We start from the raw sequence: 19,280 nt of genomic DNA, 5'->3' as shown, positions 1-19,280 counted from the left end.
AAGGTTCCTTTTTTTGTGGAAAAGACATGGTTTTATCGGATGTTTTCCGGATATGGACGCCAGAGAATGAATATCAAAATCGTAAAAATTGAAGAAAATAATTGACATTCCGGTTAAAATTAATATGATTAAAATAATCAGATAAATCCAAATTCATGCAAAAAGCGAGGCCGAAATGAGATTTGAAAACTTATCAAAAGATGCAAGGGAGTACATAAAAGCAGTAATAGAGTGTATTGATGACGGCATTTTTATTCTGGATGATAAAAGCACCATCATGGAAATAAATGAAAAGGGGCTTGGTACGAAAAAGCGGGAGGATATAGTAGGCAAGACGATGCAGGAACTTGTAGATGAAGGAATATACAGGGATTCATGCACATTGAGAGTCCTTAAAAGCGGCGAGAAAGAGACATTGCTTCAGTATGATGAAACGGAGACACTCACTACAGGAATACCATACATCAAAGACGGTAAGATAGACATGATCGTGTGCTGTGAGAGAGAGCTGAAAGAGATCGACATAATGAAAGAACAGCTGAGGATCAATGAGGAGAAACTCGACAAATACAAAAGTGAAATCAGATATCTGAGATCTATTTTTGCAAAAGAAACGAAAGATCTGGTGCTCGAGTCACCTAAAATGAAACAGGTAGTAGAACTTGCGCTCACTGCAGCCAAGTATGATTCGAGAGTTCTGATTGAAGGAGAGACGGGTGTCGGAAAGGAGATAATAGCCAAGCTCATATATAGAAACGGCGTGAGGAAAAACGGACCGTTTATTGCTGTGAACTGCAGTGCCATACCGGAAACTTTAATAGAGTCCGAACTGTTCGGATACGAAAAAGGATCGTTCACAGGGGCAGACGAAAAAGGGAAAAAAGGGTATTTTGAACTTGCGAATAAAGGTGTTATTTTTCTTGACGAGATAGGAGAGATATCGCTCAGCTTCCAGTCAAAACTGCTCAGGACGCTGCAGGAAAATGAGATCCTGAGGATAGGCGGGAAGAAGAGCATAAAGATAGATGTGCAGGTGATAGCCGCAACGAACAAAAATTTGGCTGAAAAAGTCCAGACTGGAGAGTTTAAAGCGGATTTGTTTTATCGGCTCAATACATTTCCGATAATGATCCCGCCGTTAAGAGAAAGACAGGCCGATATCGTGCCATTGATATATTCGTTTGCTGATAAATTCAACAAAAAATACGGTACACAGAAAAGGTTTTCTCTCAGCAGCCTTAATGCGCTGCAGGTGTATGAATGGCCTGGAAATGTGCGTGAACTTGAAAATATCGTGGAGAGGCTTGTGCTTACAGTTCATGATGATGTGATAAACGCTGAACATGTAGGTATGATACTCGGAACAGGAAAGAAAGATTTTAAAGGTTCAGGAGAAAAAGGAACTTTAAGAGAGGTGTCTGAGCATGCAGAAAAAGAGCTTATAAAAAAATATATGGAAATATACGATAATCCGGAAGATCTTGAAAAAGCACTGGATGTTTCCCGGGCTACACTTAACAGAAAACTGCTGAAATATGATTTGAGATGAGCATATCTAATCAGTTTTGAGCAATCAAAAATCAAAAATGAGCAAAAGTCAAAATTAAATAAAAAATCGCAAGATTCCTCAAATATCCGAAAAGGTTGGAAAATACGGGTGTTCAGAGGAATTTTTTTCTCGATATGAAAGTTGGCACAGAGATTGCTCTATATAGGAGTGTAATAAAAAATTTGCCGACGAAAGGAGAGGAAGAATGAGTAAACAACAATCTGGCGGCTTAGTCGAACGTAATATAACATTGCGAACAGCGGTGCTTATGATGTACTGCCTTGTTGCCGCAGGAGCATTCGGTATAGAAGGAATGATATCGGACGCAGGTCCGGGCATGACAATAGTGATATTGTGCGTACTGCCGTTTATATGGGCCGCACCCCAGGCGCTGTGCTCTGCAGAGCTTGGATCCTTCATTACAGATGCAGGAGGATTCTACAAGTGGATACAGAGAGGGCTTGGAGAATTCTGGGGCTTTGCAGGAGGCTGGTGCAGAACAGTATCGTGCTATATAGATAATACGCTCTATATAGTTCTGGCAGGTTCATACAGTCAGATGCTTATACCGGGCATGACAGATACCGCGAAATTTATATTCATGTTTGTACTTATTCTGATATTCACAGTGATCAATCTGCTGGGTATCGAAGAAGTAGGAAAAGTAAGCACTATTTTTTCAGTAATAATATTTATCGCGTTTATGGCAGTTACAGTTGTAGGGTTTGCAAACTGGCAGTATAACCCGATGGAGCCTTTCTACAACAGTGCAGACTATACACTGATAGGGTCGATAGGAGCAGGACTCGCAACCGGTATGTGGATGTATGCAGGTTATACATCGATGTCTACATTAGCGACTGAATGTAAGGACAAGAGCGTTATTCCTAGAGGTCTGCTCATAATAATGCCGCTGGTAGCTATATCCTATATACTTCCGACAATAGCAGGACTTGCTTCGGTAGGTCAGTGGCAGGACTGGGCTAATGACGGCGCCGGGATATCTTTCGGAAATGTACTGGCACTTGCAGGTGCATGGGGTCTGCCGTGCTTTACTATAGCGGCGGTCATAGCCAACCTTTCACTGTTCAATACACAGATGATATCGATTTCAAGAGGATTTTACGGTATGGCTCTTGACAATCTGGCGCCGAAGGTGCTGCTCAAAGTAAGCAAAAAAAGACACGTGCCATATATAGGAGTGATTTCACTTTCTGTAGTTACGACGCTATTATGCAATTTTGATTTCAGCGTTTTGGTAACAATGGACGTAACAATGCTGATGGTCGATTATGTACTCGTATTCATATCAGCAGCAAGACTCAGAAAAATAGAGCCGGATACACCGAGACCGTTCAAGATCCCGTTTGGTGATAATTTCGTTAAAATACTCATTACTCCGGGACTGATAATAGCATGTGCAGCACTTTTCTTAAACGGTGCAGACTACTATCTTGGAGGAATGATAGCGTTTGCATCAGCTCCGATCTTATATGTGATATGGAAACGGATGTACGGAGGGTTGTATGCGAATGATCCTGTAAAATACCCGATCGACAAAAGGACAAGGCTTGTGTCAGGAGACTTCAGCAGAATGGCGATAGTCTTTGCGATACTTGCAGTGATAGGCCTGATAGGCGGTCTGTTCTGGTTTGACTTCTATGAAGTTGGATGGGAAGCTGATTATGGCGCTAATTATCCATTCCTGGGAGGAACAGATGAAGAGATCACAAACAGGATCTATAACAGCATTACAGTAGTTTCTGTGATCTATGCAGTACTGGCGATAGTATTGAGGATATGCGACAAGAAGCTGGAAAAGAAAGAGCTTCCGGCAGAGACTGCTGCTGAATAACAGGAGAAAACAATAAAAGTGTGTTTAATATGGAGGTAAATAAGATGGCAAAAATTGAAGCGGAAAGAAGAGATTTATTAACAGCAGTTAAAAAGGGTCCGGATGTGACTGAACTGAAATTTAAAATTTCTATACACGGTGAAGATATGCATTACCCCGGAGAAATGATATCCGGCTGCAAGCTTATGGAAAAGTGCATAGACTGTGTCACAGAGCTGAGCAATATCAGAGATAACGGAGACGGCGGACTGTTCGTACATACTCAGGCAAGTATATTAAAGCCTGTTCATATGCTTGACGCAGTTGAGATCATCGTATGGCTCGTAAAGCAGGGAAGCAGATCGAGGTTATACGGATATGAAATGTACAAGACATCAGAATACGATATCGAATCAGATCGTTCAGAAGTGTTCGATGAACCTGTATTAGTAGTTAAGGGAGATACGACATTCGTTGTCGACGAGCCGATACCTGCAGCATAAAAAGCATCAATCAGAAGCGACAGGAGGAAGATATGGCTAAGATATTAGATGGGATCAGGGTGCTAGATTTTACTCAGGGACATACCGGAAGCTATGCAACGATGCTTCTCGCAGATTTTGGAGCTGAGGTGATCAAGATCGAAGACCCTGAAACTGGAGGGGATATTCTGCGAAACAGCTTTCCGAAAACAGATAAAGGAAGCGCATATCACGCATATATGAACAGGGGCAAGAAAAGCATATGCATCGATAGAAGGACAGAAGAGGGACAGAAGATCATAATTAGACTAATTGAAAGTGCAGATGTAGTGTGTGACTGTTTCCCGGCAGGAGAAATGGAAAGATGCAATATTGATTACGGTAAAGCCTGTGAAGTGAATCCGAGGATCATTTATGCTTCACAGACCGGATTCGGCAAATACGGTCCGATGAGCAATTCGGCAGGTTGCGACCTGACATCAGAAGCATTCTGTGGACTTATGCAGTGCACAGGATGGCCTGATGAAAAAGGCGGAAGACCGACAGCTCATGGATCGAGAATGGCAGATCAGTTCGGCGGAGTCCATCTTGCGGCAGGAATAGTTGCAGCTCTGATGGCAAGAGAAGATATGGGAGAAGGCCAGCAGGTGGAAGTGGCTTCTGCGGACAGTATGCTCACTGCTCTTGAGGATTGCCTGGCAGAAGCATCGATGTCAGGAGTGACAAAGCACAGAGAAGGAAACGGGTCACGTTCGATCGCGCCTTATGACACATTTGAAGTCAAAGACGGCATATTCTCGACAGCAGTTTCTACGAACAGCCAGTGGAAAAAATTCTGTGAAGTCATGGGATTTGAAGAACTGTTAAGTGATCCAAGGTTCACTACTAATGAGGGAAGAGGCGAGCATTATTTTGCAGAAGACGGAGAGAGAGGGCTTCGCGAAATAATAGACAACAAATTCAGAGATATGACGAGGAAAGAGATTTCAGAGCTTTTGGAACCTCATAATATACCGGGTGGCCCGGGTTATACTGTTGAAGATGCATTCAATGATGAACAGCTCAATACCAGGAATATGGTGCTGGATATAGATGACAAGGCTTTAGGAAAAATCAAAATGCCGGGCGTACCGATCAAAATTTCAGATATAGATGATACAGATATAAAATCAGCGCCGCTGCTTGGTGAGGATACGGAAGAAATATTGAAGTTTGCAGGCTTTGCAGACGACGAGATAGCAGCACTCGAGAAGAGAAAGATCGTTTTGTGTGAAGGAGGTGCGAAATGAGACCATTGGAAGGAATAACTGTACTGGATTTCACACAGGCATACAGCGGGCCGTACTGCGCAATGAATCTTGCTGACTATGGAGCAAGAGTGATAAAGGTTGAGAGAGCTGATTACGGAGATCAGTCGCGAGAATGGGGACCGTACACTGAAGATGACGGCAGCGGATATTTCGCACTGTACAACCGTAACAAAGAAAGTATAGCGATCGATCTTTCAGAGCCTGAAGGAAAGGATATAATAAAAAAGCTTTACCCGAAAGTAGATGTGGTGCTTGAAAATTTCAAGTTCGGCACTATCGACAAACTGGGGATAGGCTATGAAGTCGCAAAGGAAATAAATCCTGAAATAATATTCGCGTCGATAACAGGGTTCGGACAGACAGGGCCGCTCCGCAAAAAAACTGCATATGACAATGTTGTGGAATGTATGTGCGGTTTTATGGAAATGACAGGGTATCCTGACGGTCCGGCGATGAGATCGGGTGCATCGGTCGGAGACAGCTATACAGGTCTGACGATGTTTCTGGCAATAGTGCTGGCATGCTATAAGAAAAAGCGTACAGGCAAAGGCAGCAGACTGGATGTGTCGATGCTGGATACGATGTTCGCTACGGTCGAGGATGCAGTACTGGCATACAGTCTTACGGGCAAGCCTATAAGCCGTACAGGAAATGCAAAGCCCAGGGAGATAGTTCCGTACGATGTTTATGAGTGCGCGGACGGTCCTGTTGCAGTAGGTATAACAGAAGAAAGTATGTGGCCTGATTTCTGTGAAGCGATAGGAGAGCCTGAGCTCAAGGACAGTGAGCTGTATGCGACTAATGATCTGAGATGCAGCAATTTCGACAGCTTTACAGAACATATGGCCGCATTGATGAAAGACAGAAAAATGGACGATGTCATTGTCGATTTCATGAAGTTCGATATACCTGTATCAAAACTCCAGTTGCCGCTTGAGGCGCTGAATTGCAGACATTTTAACGAGAGAGATATGGTGATAGAGATCGATGATGCCAATATAGGAAAGTACAGGGCTTTCGGACTCCCTGTGAAATTCAGCAAAACACCGGGTTCGGTAAGGAAGACATCGCCGCTTCTCGGTGAAGATACAAAACCTGTTCTGCGATCTGCAGGATATAGTGAAAGTGAGATAGATGATCTCATAAAAGAAGAAATAGTCGCAGTTCCTTAAAAATCACATGCCTTTTTACAATTTTTAGACTATAAAAACCGGGGTTTCCCGGTTTTTATAGTGCAGCAAAGCTTAGAGGATCGTATACAGTGTGTATGATTTGTTATTATTATATATATGTCCGAAAACGGCGAGACAAGAAAGTCTAAAAGTGCTATCATGCAGTTGATGACAGACAGGAGCAGATTTATGGATCAGAAAAAAAGAGAATCGCTGTTCAGAGCATTCGCAGCGCATGACAAAAGATTTGACGGAAAGGTTTTCATAGGAGTGACTACTACCGGAATATACTGCAGACCGGTATGTACGGCCAGGATCATGACAGGATAGCGCACAAAACAGCTTCCTACATAGAAAAGAACTGCAGTTTGAACGAGTCCATGGAGAAGCTACGCAGTAATGAACATATGGAACAGTCTGTCATAAAAACGAATAATATACTTGATCAGTGTGAAAGGACGGTAGCGACATGAATTATAGAATAAGTGAAACAGAAGATTATTATCCGATCTCGGTATTGTGCTGCGAATGCGGTCTGGAGGTCGAGCCATCGAAAGAGGCTCCGGATCACAATCTGAAGATGTGGAAGTGTGAAGATGAAGATACAGGGGAGCTGCTCGCAGCAGCCGTTGCAGGATATCGCGACGGATGTTATGTGCTGGAGCAGCTCGCAGTGAAAAAAGAATATCGAAATGAGCATCTGGGGGAAAAAATGCTGCTGACTGCAGAGGACGGATTCAGACGTCTCGGTGCAGACAGGATATGGGGCTGTGCAAAAGTCCCGGACTACTACAGTCAGTACGGATGGGTCAGGATAAGCAGATCGATCGCTCCTGATATTTCAGACTGTCAGGCGTGCAGACAGTTCCATAAGACATGTTTCCCGTGCATAATAATGAAAGAGCTGTAGTGAGCTTCAGTCTTCAAGGCTGATGGATTCGCCGGTAAGGTCATTGGTGCCACGGCCGAGCTGATCCACAGTGTACCATGCGGAGGTGGCAGTGTGATACGTGCCGTCTCCGTTATCTTTTGTTTCGTAGAGCTGTATCGTGAAAGTATAGTTGCCGTTGTCTGTAACAGCGACTTCAGGCGGGCAGTAGCCGTTGTGTCTTTTGTAATAGCTCTGAGCCAGTCTGCCGAGTTCGTCAGTGGTATACATCGTCTCGCCATATTTGGATGAACCGGAAGAGCCGGATGAAGTGCCGTCTTTCGGAGGCATGAACGAATATACTCCGCTCATTATGGAGCTGCTTTCACCGCCGGCAAGAGTGGACTCGTCGCGCGCTACCTCCATGCGCAGTTCACCGCCTGCTTCGGTGAATGTCATGCTTTTGAAGTTATCGGTGATATCCATGCCGCTTCCGTCAGTGATCTTGATGGCGGTCGAAACGTAATCATCTGTTTTCTGAAGGTCGATGGCATAAACTTCTTCAACATACTCAGGTGAATCGTACTGGAAAAAACCGTGCATTTTGAATCCGTTTTTGGTATCGAGACGGTATTTCACGTCACCGTTGTCCAGATAGTAAGCGTATCCGTCATAGTTCTCGTATCCCGAAGAACCGGCAGCAGTGTCAGTGACACGGATATCTTCTTTGTTCCCGCATCCTGTGATGCAGAGTGCGATAATCATCAGTGCTGAAATCAGTATAGAAAGTTTTTTCATGTTATCCTCCATTATATTATCTGCAAGTAAAGTCCAATAAAAATCTTATGTAATATCATTGTTCACTGTTAAGCTGCCGGAGCTTTCTGGCCGTGCGGTAGTCCTTGAGATACATAAGCATCAGAATGAACAGAACGACAGCAACGATGCTGAACAGTATGACTACGAACATTGCCCCCATACCAAAGTAAATAAAATCGTCAAACGATTCGATCCAGATTATGAATATGGGAAAAGCCGCACATGTCACAGCCAGGATCAGGATAAGGATCGCAGAGATCATCAGCTTTTTCGGCTCCTGAACGGCCTTTTTCCTCATGGAATTCGTAACTGACGAGTAGTCATCAGGGAAGGAAAATCCCGGGGTGGATAAAGCCCTTTCTATCTCATCGCATGCTATGCCGGCTTTGTTTTTAAGTCGTTTGAACGTGGGAAACTGGATCGCAATGACAGCCATGATGATTATGTCAAGGATTGTGACCCCGATACTTGCCTTCATGAATATGCTGCATATCAGTGCGATAGCGAATACTGTCAGTGCGACGGCGAATACCTTGAGACATACGCTGTATATTTTTTTATCGCGCTTCATCTGATTGAGTATAAATTTTTCTGTTTGCATACAGTCATCTCCTTTTGTACTGCTGTAAATACCGGTAAGTGTGCAATGTCTTTACATTAAAAGTTTACATGAAAAAGCCTATAGGGGAAACTGTATTCCCGAATAGTCCATGACAGTTCGGGAATTGCAAAAGGCGGCCAAGTAGGGTATATTATAGCAGTAGAACTTTTCAGGGGAGAGAAATAGAATGAAGTTTAACGACTTGCTAAATAAATATATTACAGAGATAGGATGTACTGCAAAGGAACTTTCTGAAGTATCGGGGCTGTCTGCCGCTGCGCTGAGCAGGTATCGTACAGGAGAGCGTGTTCCGGGCAAAGAGCAGCTTGCGATGCTGATAGGCGGGCTGGTCTCACTGGCGGAAAAGAATGCGCGAAGTGAAAGGAAAGAGCAGGCGGATGTGAGCGAGGCAGGCAGAGAGATACGTGAGGCATTCAAAAGATACACAGATGAAGCGGATTTTGATTATGAACAGTTCACTGCCAATCTCAATACCCTTATTTCGGCATTCGATATCAGTACCTCAGAGCTGTCCAGAGCACTCAGCTTCGATCCGTCATACATTTCGAGGATCCGTCTCGGGCAGAGGAGGCCTTCGGATCGTGAAGGGTTTATCGAAGGCATATGCAGGTTTGTCGTGAACAAGAAGTATTCGGAGGATACAGCCAGGATGCTGGCGGAGCTGACCGGGTGCAGCGAGGATGATCTGACAACGGATTCAGGCTGCATGGATGTTCTTCGCGAATGGCTGAGCAGCGGCACGTCGGGAGGCAGCGACCCTGTAGGGAGTTTTCTGAGAAAATTCGATGATTTTGACCTGGACGAATATATAAGGGCGATAAAGTTCGATCAGCTCAAAGTGCCATCGCTGCCTTTTCAGCTGCCGGTTTCGAAGAGTTATTACGGCATAGAGGAAATGAAGCAGGGAGAGCTCGACTTCTTCAAAACAACTGTGCTTTCAAAGTCGCTGGAGGATGTCTTCATGTGCAGCGACATGCCTATGGCTGACATGGCTGAGGATCTGGATTTCGGCAAGAAGTGGATGTTCGGGATCGCGATGATGATGAAAAAAGGGCTCCATATCAATATCATACATAATATAGACAGACCTTTCAGGGAGATGATGCTAGGACTTGAAAGCTGGATGCCGCTTTACATGACAGGTCAGGTATCGCCGTACTATCTGAGAGGAAAGCATAACGGTGTATACTGTCATTTCAATTACGTTTCCGGAAAGGCGGCGCTGAGCGGCGAATGCATACAGGGGCACCACGACAGCGGCAGATACTGTCTGACGAAGAACAGGGAGGAAGTGGCGTATTTCAGCAAAAAGGCAAAGCATCTGCTGGCAAAGGCAAGGCCTCTGATGGAGGTGTACAGGAGCGAATCGGAAAAACAGTATTCCATGTTCTTGAATACGGACGCGTCTGCACCGGGGCCGCGCCACAACATACTTTCATCGCTGCCTTTGTATACGATGAATGACGAGCTGCTTGAGCGTCTGTTCGACAGCAATGATGTCACGGCTGCAGACAGAGTCAGGATCTCCGCGTTCGCGCAGAAGCAGAAAGAGCTTGTAGAGAATATGATACAGGAAAATACAATGACAGATGATGTTCCCCTGCTGACGGAGGAGGAATTTGAAGAACATCCTATGGTGATGTCGCTTTCGGATATTTTTTATGAAAAGGAGCTGTACTACTCTTATGAAGAATACCGTATGCATCTTGAGGCGTGCAGGGACTTTGCAGAAAAACACAAATCGTACAGGCTCAACGAGCATGAGGATCATGCATTCAGGAATATCCAGATTCGTATGCATGAGGGAAGCTGGGCGATGGTTTCAAAGAACAAGGCGCCGGCGGTGCATTTCGTGATACGTCATCCTAAGATGCTGGATGCGCTTGAAAATTTCGTGGTACCGGTCAGCGAGGCGGTACATGTCTGAGAAACGATATAAAAAATCCCGCAGTGTTATGTCCGGTTGTCCGGTCGAATTCTGCGGGATCTGTTTTTCGGTTGCAGTGGCACTGTTAGTCACAGTGCGCGATCGTTTTAGTAATGCATCACGACAGGCATTCCTACCTCTGCCGCGTTGTAAAGCTCAGGCATCCTGCTCGGAGGCATATTGATGCATCCGTGACTTCCGTTGTATACCCATATGCTTCCGCCGAAAGCGCCTCTCCAGTCAGCATCGTGGAAGCCCTGACCGGTCCATGTGACGCCGAGCCAGTATTTTACAGGGCTTTCGTATTTCGTGCCGTCTCCGTTGTCGCCTTTGAGGACTACGTTCCGCACTTTATTCAGGATGTAGTAGGTACCGATATCGGTAGTTGTTCCGGTAGCCCGGCATCCTGTAACACAGTTTGCACTGAAATAAAGCTCGCCCTTTATATAGAATTTCACTGTCTGGTATGATATATCCACGTCAATGTAAGTGTCTCCAAGTGCTCGCGAGTATTCGCCGTAGCCTTTTTCTGAGAAGACTGGCTCTCTTGTGACGTCCTTGTGAGAATTGATGTCCTTGACGAGCTGGGCTTTTTCCTCATCCTGATTTATCTCCCAGCCGTAGGTGCCGCCGGCAACACTGATCTCTCTTCCGCTGAGCGATGTGAAGTTTCTCTCAGCTCCGATGTTGTCGTACTTTTCAGCGAGCGAGACGACATATTCTCCGACAGCAGTTTCGTCAGCTTTGCCGGATCTGTCATCCTTCATCAGCTTGTCGAGCTGTTCTGCTGTTATCGTGAACGTCTCTTCGCCGAGGCTGTATGTTATTTTCTGTTTGAGATACTTCTTGCAGTATTTCTGGTATTCTTTCAGCTCTTCATTGTCTGAAGTGATCTCAGGTACTGTGTAGTAATCCTTTTCTTCGAATGCGAATCTGAATTCGCCCCCCTCTATGTGTTTGAGAAGGTCTTTGAAAAATGCTTCGCCGTCAGGCTTTGTGCCGTGTATCTCCGGTACTATAGGGAAATTCGGTTTCGAAAGATCCACATAAGCGTTGCGGCTTTCCTTGGCGTTTTTCTTGTTGAGGAACTCCGAACTCAGGACATTCTGCCTGAATTCTTCACTGTACTTGTCGACAGTCATCGGAAAATGGACGATCAGAGGCGTTTTTATGAAATGGTTCATGGCGGCGAGAACGATGCCGTGCTTCTTCGCATTTTTAAGGCTTTTTTCTATCTTGTACGTGCAGCCGAAACCCGTGAAATTGGCGAGATCATCGCTCAGCGGTCCGGTGATCACTATGTGTTTTGCATTCCATTTTTCCGTGAGCTTCTCTCCTGCCTGATCATATGTCAGACCGGAGCAGTCGACTCCGTTTATCTGAGTGTTGTCCGGGAATCTGTCGCTTTTGTAGTCATCAGATTTCGAGTATGCAAACGTAGCGTATCCGATTATTGCCATTATTGCAAGAATAATTATCAAAACGGTTATAATAATTTTTTTCATATCTTCTCCTTAATCAAACCTTTTTCATTTTACTCTATTTAATATAAGTTTTAAAGGGAAAAAATACATTTTTGTGGTAAAATAGCAATATAATTTGTTCTTTTGGATTTGCGAGGTAAAATATGGCTTTTACACATCTTCATGTACATACAGAATACAGCCTTTTAGACGGCGCCTCAAGGATAGATGACCTGGTGTCACATGCCAGAGAGCTTGGAATGACATCGCTTGCGATAACCGATCACGGTGTGATGTTCGGCGTGATAGACTTTTACAGAGAATGCCTGAAACAGGGGATAAAACCTATAATAGGGTGTGAAGTATACACTGCTGCCAGAACGCTTTTCGACAAGGACTCCGAAAAGGACAAGCATATGGGGCATCTCGTGCTGCTGGCAGAAAACGATACAGGCTACAAGAACCTGATGAAAATCGTGTCGGAGGGTTACCGCCACGGCTTTTACTACAAGCCGAGGATAGACAAGAATGTACTGCGGCAGTATAGCGAAGGTCTGATCGCGCTGTCCGCGTGCCTTGCCGGAGAGGTGCAGCACAGGCTGCTCAACAGGGACTATGCCGGCGCAAAGAAAGAAGCTCTCGAGATGCGTGAGATATTCGGGGAAAACAGTTTTTTCCTTGAGCTGCAGGATCAGGGACTCGAAGAGGAAATGCGCATACTTCCCGATATGAAAAGGCTGCACGAGGAGACAGGCATACCGTTTGTCGCCACGAACGACGTGCACTATGTCAGACAGGAAGATGCAGTGGCGCAGGACGTCCTGATGTGCATACAGACGGCATCGACGATCGATGAAGACAACAGGATGAGATTCCCGAACGACCAGTTCTATCTCAAGTCCGAAGATGAGATGCGCAGGATATTTGCAAACATACCGGAAGCATGTGACAATACGGCGGCGATCGCAGAACGCTGCGACGTGACATTCAGGTTCGGCGAGCTGCACCTGCCTGATTTCAGCGCCCCGGACGGCATGACGAACAGAGAGTATCTCAGAAAACTATGCGAAGAGGGGCTGCAGCAGAGATATAAGGCTGCAGACAGCGAGAAGATGGCGGAACTGCATGCAAGGCTCGACTATGAGCTTTCCACGATAGAAAACATGGGATACGTGGAATACTTCCTGATAGTCTGGGATTTCATAAACTACGCGAAGAACAAGGGCATAATGGTCGGACCCGGCAGAGGCTCGGCAGCGGGCAGCATCGTGGCATACACGCTCAGGATAACGGATATAGACCCGATCAAGTACGACCTGATCTTCGAGAGGTTCCTCAATCCGGAAAGAGTCAGCATGCCTGATATAGATATAGACTTCTGCTACGAGAGACGGGGCGAGGTCATAGATTACGTTATCGAGAAATACGGTGAAGACAAGGTGTCGCAGATTATAACATTCGGAACGATGAAAGCGAAGCAGGCCGTGCGCGATGTAGGAAGGGTGCTGAATGTCAGCTATCCTGAGACGGATGCGATCGCGAAGGCGATACCGTTCGCGCTGAAGATGACGATAGACAAGGCTCTCGAAACGAGTCCGGAGCTGAAGGCCAAGTACGAGTCGGAGGAAACGACGCGCAAGGTAATAGACATGGCGAGAGCTATCGAGGGAATGCCGCGCCACGCATCGACGCATGCTGCCGGCGTGGTGATCTCAAAGGAGAGCATCGACGAATACGTGCCGCTTTACCTTGCGGATAAAGGCCTTTCCACGCAGTTCAACATGACGACGATAGAGGAGCTGGGACTGCTCAAGATGGACTTCCTGGGGCTCAGGAACCTGACGATAATACGGGACGCGCTGGAGATGATCGAGGAAAACCACGGAGTGAAGATAGATTTCGCTTCGATGGACTACGATGATCCTGCTGTCTATGACATGATTTCCAAAGGAAACACACAGGGGATCTTCCAGCTGGAAAGCGGAGGCATGACGCAGTTCATGAAAAACCTCAGACCGGACTGCTTCGAAGATGTCGTCGCAGGGATCTCGCTCTACAGGCCGGGCCCGATGTCGTCGATCCCTACATATATAGACAACAAGAAACACCCTGAGAGCATCGAATACATCCACGAGAGCCTCGAACCGATACTTTCCGTAACGTACGGATGCCTGGTTTACCAGGAGCAGGTAATGAGGATAGTGCGTGACCTGGGCGGATACTCATACGGCCGTTCGGATCTGGTGCGCCGTGCGATGAGCAAGAAGAAGATGGATGTGATGCTCGAGGAGAAGGAATATTTCATCCATGGAAAGACTGCAGACGACGGGACTGTCGAGATCGCGGGATGTGTGCGCAACGGTGTGCCGGAAGAGGCGGCCGAGGAGATATTCAACCAGATGGTCAGCTTCGCAGAGTATGCGTTCAACAAGTCACATGCGGCTGCATATGCCGTGCTCGCGTATGAAACGGGCTATCTGAAAGTGCATTATCCGGTGGAATTCATGGCGGCGCTGCTGACCAGTGTAATGGGCGACGCGGATTCAACGGCGAAGTATATAAGGAACTGCGTGGATATGGGCATAGAGGTGCTGCCTCCTGATGTAAACGAAAGCGGTAAGAAGTTCACTGTATCGGACGGTAAGATAAGATTCGGACTTCTAGGCGTGAAAAATGTGGGCGAAGGGCCTGCCGATGCGATCATAGAGGCGCGAGAGGCAAAGGGTCTTCCTAAGGACATATTCCAGTTCATAGATGACCTGGATATACACAGGATAAACAAGAAGGCTGTTGAGAGTCTGATAAAGGCCGGCGCGCTCGACTGTTTCAGTGAAAACAGGGCAGCTCATATGGGAATATTCGAAAGTCTGATAGAGTCGGCTCAGTCGAATGCGAAGAACGTGCTCGAGGGACAGCTGTCGCTTTTCCAGCTGAACGCGGAAACCATGGAAGAGAGTCAGGATGTCAAGAGACTTCCTGACGTGAAGAATTTCGAAAAAGACGTCCTCATAGCGCAGGAAAAGGAAATGCTGGGCGTTTACATAACGGATCACCCGCTCACAGAGTATCGCGATATGATAGAAAGGTCGGTAACAGTGACTTCGCAGGATCTCGCGGAAGTGCTTGAAAGCGAGGAGAGCGGCGAGACGCACAGCTTCATCACCGACGGTATGAGCGCGGTGATGGCGGGGATCGTGACGGGCAGGAAGACACTGATAACGAAGAACAGTAAGATGATGGCATTCGTGGATATGGAGGATCTGTACGGCACGGTAGAAGTGGTGGTGTTCCCGAACGTTTACGAGAGGTACGGTGCGCTTACCGCTGAGGACTCGATCATATCGGTGGCAGGCACGATCAACTTCAAGGAAGGTGAAGTGCCGAAGCTGCTGGCTAACAGGATAACTGACATACGCGCGCTGGGTGAGCTGGCTGCAGATGAGGGTGCGGACGGATCCGGCGCAGGCGGCGGTCAGAACGGCAGCAGACACAGTTCAAGGCAGGCGGCAGCGGCAGGTAGCGGTGATGAGCCTGAGGGACTGGTGAAGATAAAGCTTCCGGCAGGCAATACGTCGGAAATGCTGAACCGCATAAAGGACATAATGACTGCTCATCGTGGAGGTTATCAGGCGATCGTGTATATGCCGACCGGCGGCTCGTTCAGGACGGAGCGTGATCTTTGGGTCGATCCTGATATGGATTTCAGGAAAGCTGTAACAGATATAGTGGGGGAAGAGAACTACAAGGGCTGAAAAATGGAGGAATGAGATATGAAGAAAATAGCGATACTTACCAGCGGTGGAGATGCGCCGGGAATGAATGCTGCAGTCAGAGCGGCTGTCAGGACTGGACTTTCGATGGGAATGGAAGTATTCGGGATCGAACGCGGATATGAGGGTCTGCTTGACGGAGAGATCAGGAAGATGGAATGGCATTCCGTCGGAGATATACTGCAGAGAGGCGGTACTATACTCAGGACGGCGAGAAGCGAACGCTTCAGGGAAGCTAAATGGCAGAAACACGCTGTGGACATGCTGCAGACTTTCGGCATAGAGGGACTGATCGTCGTAGGCGGTGACGGATCTTTCCGCGGCGGTCTGGAGCTCGACAGACTCGGTGTGACTGTGATGGGGATCCCGGGAACGATAGATAACGACCTCGGCTGTACAGACTATACGATAGGCTTTGATACAGCGGTTAACACCGTGCTGTCTATGATATCAAATCTCAGAGATACGGCGTCTGCTCACGAGCGGACCACTATAGTAGAAGTCATGGGGCGTCACTGCGGTGATATCGCGCTTCATGCAGGGCTTGCCGGCGGCGCTGATGTGATACTTGTTCCGGAGATGGAGACCGATATAAACATGGTGTGCCGCAGGGTGCTGCGCGGGCAGCAGTCAGGAAAGCTGCACAGCATAATAATGAAAGCGGAAGGTGTCGATATGAGCGTACAGCAGCTCGCGGAGATAATAGAGGAGCGCACGGGCAGAGAGGTACGTTCGGTAGTGCCGGGATATATCCAGAGAGGCGGCACGCCTACGGGTCGCGACAGGATGCTCGCGAGCGTCATGGCAAGCAAAGCCGTGAAGCTTTTGTACGATGATGAGCGAAGTAAAGCGATAGGCATAATAAATAATGAGATCACGGCAGTCGATCTGGCTGATGCACTCGAGATGAAAAAGGAATTCAGAAAAGATCTGTATGAGATAGCCGAGATCCTGTCATAGCGCTGCTGCATCGGGAGCTGAGGCGCAGGCATGCAGAGCAATGCGGCCGGTGTATATAAAAGGAAAGTACAAAAGGATAAATAAAGACCTGAGACGGCGGTGTGCGTGTGGTGCGCGAGGCTGATCTCAGGTATTTTTCATTATGTAGGAAATATCGCTTTCGATATTTCCGGAATATCAACAAGAGTTTCATATGAAAATATGTGGCGAAGCCACTTTTGTTCTCATTGTCATCTTTAGTTGTTACTGTCTTTAGCTGTTGTCATCGCCGGGATCTTCCGATCCGGGAAGAGTACCGGTGTCGAGGCCGATGTCGTTATTGAGCACGGATCCGAAGCTGATCGCTCCCGAACCGAATTTCTGTCTGATGCTGTCCATCGCACGTTCGACTTTTTCTCCTTTTTCGATGCTGATGTTTTCATCGGAAAACAGTGAAAGCTGCTGCGCCTGGTTTTCATCGCAAAGGTTTATCGCAGTGATCGTGAGCATCCGGATAGGATCGCGCATCGACCAGGATTTTCTGATTATCGATAGCGCTGTTTCGGTGATGACTTCGGTCAGATTTGTCGGATTGTCGAGCTGCTGCTGCCTGGATATGACTTTCAGTGCCGGATCTTTGATATCGACCTTGACTCCGAAAGCTTTCAGCTTGTGCTTGCGCAGACGGCTGGCGACCGTATCGGCGAGTCCTATCACTCCGATCTTTATATCGTCAAAACCCTGGAGATTCCGGCGGAACGTAGTGCCATTGCCTACGGATTTTATTTTTTCGAGATGGTCGTATCGCAGGACCGGAGTAGTGTCGAGCCCGTTGGCATAGTCGTGTATCAGTCCGCCCTGTTTGCCGAGCATTTTTTTTATCATATTGCGGTCTGAGTTCGCAAGCTCCCCGATCGTTTTGATGCCGTAGTCGTGAAGCTTGCCTGCGGTCGCTTTTCCTACGAAAAACATGGACCTGACGTTCATCGGCCAGAGCAGCAGCTTGAAATTCTCCCGTGTTATCACAGTGGTGGCATCAGGTTTTTTGTAGTCGCTGCCCATTTTAGCGAAGATCTTGTTGAATGATACCCCGGCTGAAAGCGTGAGCCCGAGCTCCTTCTTCACTGTCTGTCTGATCTCATCGGCGATCTGTGAGCCGGTGCCGAAAAGCTTCGTGCTCCCGGTCACGTCTAGCCAGGATTCGTCTACGCTGAACGGTTCGACCATGTCAGTGTAGCGCAGATATATCTGGTTTATCAGTTTGCTGTAATGTCTGTATTTGTGGTGATGCGGAGGTACGACCTGAAGGCCGGGACATTTTTTTCTGGCCTGCCACAGGGTCTCAGCAGTGACTACACCATATTTTTTGGCGATCTCATTTTTCGCAAGTATGATGCCGTGGCGGTCATCCGGATTGCCGCATACAGCCATCGGTTTGTCTTTGAGCTGCGGGTAGTCGAGCAGCTCGACAGATGCGTAAAACCCGTTCATATCGCAGTGCAGTATGACTCTGTCCATAAATCCTCCTTTCATATTATTGTCGATCGGAGATCGACATCAGGTTACGCCTGCGGTGTTTCATTAGTGTGTCGATCGAAGATAGATATCAGGTTATGCTTGTGGTGTTTCATCTGTTCGTCGATGGGCAATTCAATTATAGTTAAAATACAGTACGAGCGCAATATAGGTTATATGAATGTGCGATATTGGTAATTGAACGGTGACGGCATTGATCGGCCTGATATGCATGCTGCTGCTTTCGTCTGAAATGCGACCGCAGATCTTTTATGTGATCCCGCATATTTTATTGTGGAGCTTGCGTGTCGAGTTTGTCGCCGCTGTTTCAGCCAAAAGTATATGTTATGTCCGGTATTGTGGCTGAAAAAAGGAAATTATAGGAACTTATTGACAAACATCTTTTGCATCAGCAGTGTGCTTTCTTTTTTAATTGGTTCGCATTTCCAGCTTTCAGCCAAATTATATCCGATTCTATGTCGTATGGCTGAAAAAATCCAATTGGCCATTGGTAAGCGAACTCTCCGCTAATATCAGAAAAATGTGATTTCCAGTTTTCAGCCAAGAACCTCTGTAAATTATGGATTTATGGCTGAAATCGCTGCGTAAATGTGCCATCAGGTCAGGTGTCACAGGGTAAAGTTATTAGAAGTACAGATTGGAAAAGAATTGTTTCATTTAGAAGTACTGTAATAGAAAGAATGATCATTCATCATCGGCTTCAATGAATAAATCATTAGGCTCACATTCAAAAATTCCACATAATGCCTCGATAGTATCATACCTTATTGACTTGGTTTCATTATTTACCATTTTATTGAAATTCTGATATGACATACCGAGTTGCTTCCAGAGCCAGTATTTAGTCTTGCTTCTTTCTTCTAAAAGAGCTAATACATTCAATCTGATCATAGTATCTATCCCCCTTAGTATCTAATGAATTAATTAGATGTTATATGAAAAAATCAATTGAGATATAGACTGTTACGTTATATAATGTAAACATTAGA

15 protein-coding genes are annotated in these 19,280 nt (G+C 46.5%); 10 read left to right on the top strand and 5 right to left on the bottom strand.

The features are described from left to right. Positions 1 to 175: 175 nt before the first annotated feature. From OCV59_RS02935 to OCV59_RS02905, 7 genes are all read left to right on the top strand, one after another. Complete coding sequence (locus tag OCV59_RS02935) at positions 176 to 1,549, top strand: sigma-54 interaction domain-containing protein (protein WP_147593018.1); 1,374 nt, start codon at positions 176 to 178, stop codon at positions 1,547 to 1,549. Positions 1,550 to 1,754: 205 nt separating this feature from the next. Next, complete coding sequence (locus OCV59_RS02930; RefSeq protein WP_147593017.1) at positions 1,755 to 3,404, top strand: APC family permease; 1,650 nt, start codon at positions 1,755 to 1,757, stop codon at positions 3,402 to 3,404. A 44-nt stretch (positions 3,405 to 3,448) separates the two neighbouring features. Beyond that, positions 3,449 to 3,886, top strand: a complete 438-nt coding sequence (locus OCV59_RS02925; RefSeq protein WP_147593016.1) for a hypothetical protein — start codon at positions 3,449 to 3,451, stop codon at positions 3,884 to 3,886. Positions 3,887 to 3,918: 32 nt separating this feature from the next. Then, a complete protein-coding gene (locus OCV59_RS02920; protein WP_147593015.1) occupies positions 3,919 to 5,154 on the top strand; it encodes a CaiB/BaiF CoA transferase family protein in 1,236 nt (411 codons plus the stop codon). Further along, positions 5,151 to 6,347 (top strand): CaiB/BaiF CoA transferase family protein, encoded by a 1,197-nt coding sequence (locus OCV59_RS02915; protein WP_147593014.1) that lies wholly within the window; start codon positions 5,151 to 5,153, stop codon positions 6,345 to 6,347. The genes OCV59_RS02920 and OCV59_RS02915 overlap by 4 nt, the downstream gene beginning before the upstream one ends. A 189-nt stretch (positions 6,348 to 6,536) precedes the next feature. Then, on the top strand, positions 6,537 to 6,677 hold the full coding sequence (locus OCV59_RS02910) for an Ada metal-binding domain-containing protein (protein WP_147593012.1): 141 nt from the start codon (positions 6,537 to 6,539) through the stop codon (positions 6,675 to 6,677). A gap of 139 nt (positions 6,678 to 6,816) precedes the next feature. Next, a complete protein-coding gene (locus OCV59_RS02905; RefSeq protein WP_147593010.1) occupies positions 6,817 to 7,257 on the top strand; it encodes a GNAT family N-acetyltransferase in 441 nt (146 codons plus the stop codon). Positions 7,258 to 7,263: 6 nt separating this feature from the next. Here the strand turns inward: OCV59_RS02905 and OCV59_RS02900 are convergent, their stop codons facing one another. Together OCV59_RS02900 and OCV59_RS02895 are read right to left on the bottom strand one after the other, a co-directional pair. Then, entirely contained in the window at positions 7,264 to 8,013 is a 750-nt protein-coding gene (locus tag OCV59_RS02900) for a hypothetical protein (RefSeq protein WP_147593008.1), read from the bottom strand. Positions 8,014 to 8,068: 55 nt separating this feature from the next. Next, positions 8,069 to 8,635 carry a hypothetical protein gene (locus OCV59_RS02895; RefSeq protein WP_147593003.1) on the bottom strand — a complete coding sequence of 189 codons (567 nt, stop codon included), beginning with the start codon at positions 8,633 to 8,635 and terminating at the stop codon, positions 8,069 to 8,071. Between the two features lie 187 nt (positions 8,636 to 8,822). Here OCV59_RS02895 and OCV59_RS02890 point away from each other — a divergent pair, with 187 nt between their 5' ends. After that, positions 8,823 to 10,583: a helix-turn-helix transcriptional regulator gene (locus OCV59_RS02890; protein ID WP_147593001.1), complete on the top strand. Its 1,761-nt coding sequence runs from the start codon at positions 8,823 to 8,825 to the stop codon at positions 10,581 to 10,583. A 107-nt stretch (positions 10,584 to 10,690) separates the two neighbouring features. On the opposite strand, the gene OCV59_RS02885 is transcribed toward OCV59_RS02890, so the two are convergent. Next, positions 10,691 to 12,088 (bottom strand): L,D-transpeptidase family protein, encoded by a 1,398-nt coding sequence (locus OCV59_RS02885; protein WP_147592999.1) that lies wholly within the window; start codon positions 12,086 to 12,088, stop codon positions 10,691 to 10,693. Between the two features lie 122 nt (positions 12,089 to 12,210). On the opposite strand from OCV59_RS02885, the gene OCV59_RS02880 reads away from it, so the two are divergent. Then, positions 12,211 to 15,798 carry a DNA polymerase III subunit alpha gene (locus tag OCV59_RS02880; RefSeq protein ID WP_147592997.1) on the top strand — a complete coding sequence of 1,196 codons (3,588 nt, stop codon included), beginning with the start codon at positions 12,211 to 12,213 and terminating at the stop codon, positions 15,796 to 15,798. An 18-nt stretch (positions 15,799 to 15,816) separates the two neighbouring features. Then, complete coding sequence (gene pfkA / locus OCV59_RS02875) at positions 15,817 to 16,776, top strand: 6-phosphofructokinase (protein ID WP_147592995.1); 960 nt, start codon at positions 15,817 to 15,819, stop codon at positions 16,774 to 16,776. Between the two features lie 252 nt (positions 16,777 to 17,028). Here pfkA and dinB read toward each other — a convergent pair whose 3' ends face one another. Continuing rightward, positions 17,029 to 18,273: a DNA polymerase IV gene (gene dinB / locus OCV59_RS02870; RefSeq protein WP_147592993.1), complete on the bottom strand. Its 1,245-nt coding sequence runs from the start codon at positions 18,271 to 18,273 to the stop codon at positions 17,029 to 17,031. Positions 18,274 to 18,975: 702 nt separating this feature from the next. After that, on the bottom strand, positions 18,976 to 19,182 hold the full coding sequence (locus OCV59_RS02865) for a helix-turn-helix domain-containing protein (protein ID WP_147592991.1): 207 nt from the start codon (positions 19,180 to 19,182) through the stop codon (positions 18,976 to 18,978). Between the last annotated feature and the right edge of the window lie 98 nt (positions 19,183 to 19,280).

Origin of the sequence: Brotomerdimonas butyrica (assembly GCF_025567305.1) — a bacterium.
Classification (GTDB): Bacteria; Bacillota; Clostridia; order Peptostreptococcales; family Anaerovoracaceae; genus Lentihominibacter; species Lentihominibacter butyricus.
Note: the sequence above shows the minus strand (reverse complement) of the source record. Positions and strands in the feature narration are given on the sequence as shown.

What these genes read in the sequence shown, in the direction of transcription:
- OCV59_RS02905 (WP_147593010.1), top strand. Translation starts at nt 6,817, where the DNA reads ATGAATTATAGAATAAGTGAAACAGAAGATTATTATCCGATCTCGGTA.
- OCV59_RS02890 (WP_147593001.1), top strand. Translation starts at nt 8,823, where the DNA reads ATGAAGTTTAACGACTTGCTAAATAAATATATTACAGAGATAGGATGT.
- OCV59_RS02925 (WP_147593016.1), top strand. Translation starts at nt 3,449, where the DNA reads ATGGCAAAAATTGAAGCGGAAAGAAGAGATTTATTAACAGCAGTTAAA.
- OCV59_RS02865 (WP_147592991.1), bottom strand. Translation starts at nt 19,182, where the DNA reads ATGATCAGATTGAATGTATTAGCTCTTTTAGAAGAAAGAAGCAAGACT.
- OCV59_RS02935 (WP_147593018.1), top strand. Translation starts at nt 176, where the DNA reads ATGAGATTTGAAAACTTATCAAAAGATGCAAGGGAGTACATAAAAGCA.
- pfkA (WP_147592995.1), top strand. Translation starts at nt 15,817, where the DNA reads ATGAAGAAAATAGCGATACTTACCAGCGGTGGAGATGCGCCGGGAATG.
- dinB (WP_147592993.1), bottom strand. Translation starts at nt 18,273, where the DNA reads ATGGACAGAGTCATACTGCACTGCGATATGAACGGGTTTTACGCATCT.
- OCV59_RS02915 (WP_147593014.1), top strand. Translation starts at nt 5,151, where the DNA reads ATGAGACCATTGGAAGGAATAACTGTACTGGATTTCACACAGGCATAC.
- OCV59_RS02910 (WP_147593012.1), top strand. Translation starts at nt 6,537, where the DNA reads ATGGATCAGAAAAAAAGAGAATCGCTGTTCAGAGCATTCGCAGCGCAT.
- OCV59_RS02895 (WP_147593003.1), bottom strand. Translation starts at nt 8,635, where the DNA reads ATGCAAACAGAAAAATTTATACTCAATCAGATGAAGCGCGATAAAAAA.
- OCV59_RS02920 (WP_147593015.1), top strand. Translation starts at nt 3,919, where the DNA reads ATGGCTAAGATATTAGATGGGATCAGGGTGCTAGATTTTACTCAGGGA.
- OCV59_RS02900 (WP_147593008.1), bottom strand. Translation starts at nt 8,013, where the DNA reads ATGAAAAAACTTTCTATACTGATTTCAGCACTGATGATTATCGCACTC.
- OCV59_RS02885 (WP_147592999.1), bottom strand. Translation starts at nt 12,088, where the DNA reads ATGAAAAAAATTATTATAACCGTTTTGATAATTATTCTTGCAATAATG.
- OCV59_RS02930 (WP_147593017.1), top strand. Translation starts at nt 1,755, where the DNA reads ATGAGTAAACAACAATCTGGCGGCTTAGTCGAACGTAATATAACATTG.
- OCV59_RS02880 (WP_147592997.1), top strand. Translation starts at nt 12,211, where the DNA reads ATGGCTTTTACACATCTTCATGTACATACAGAATACAGCCTTTTAGAC.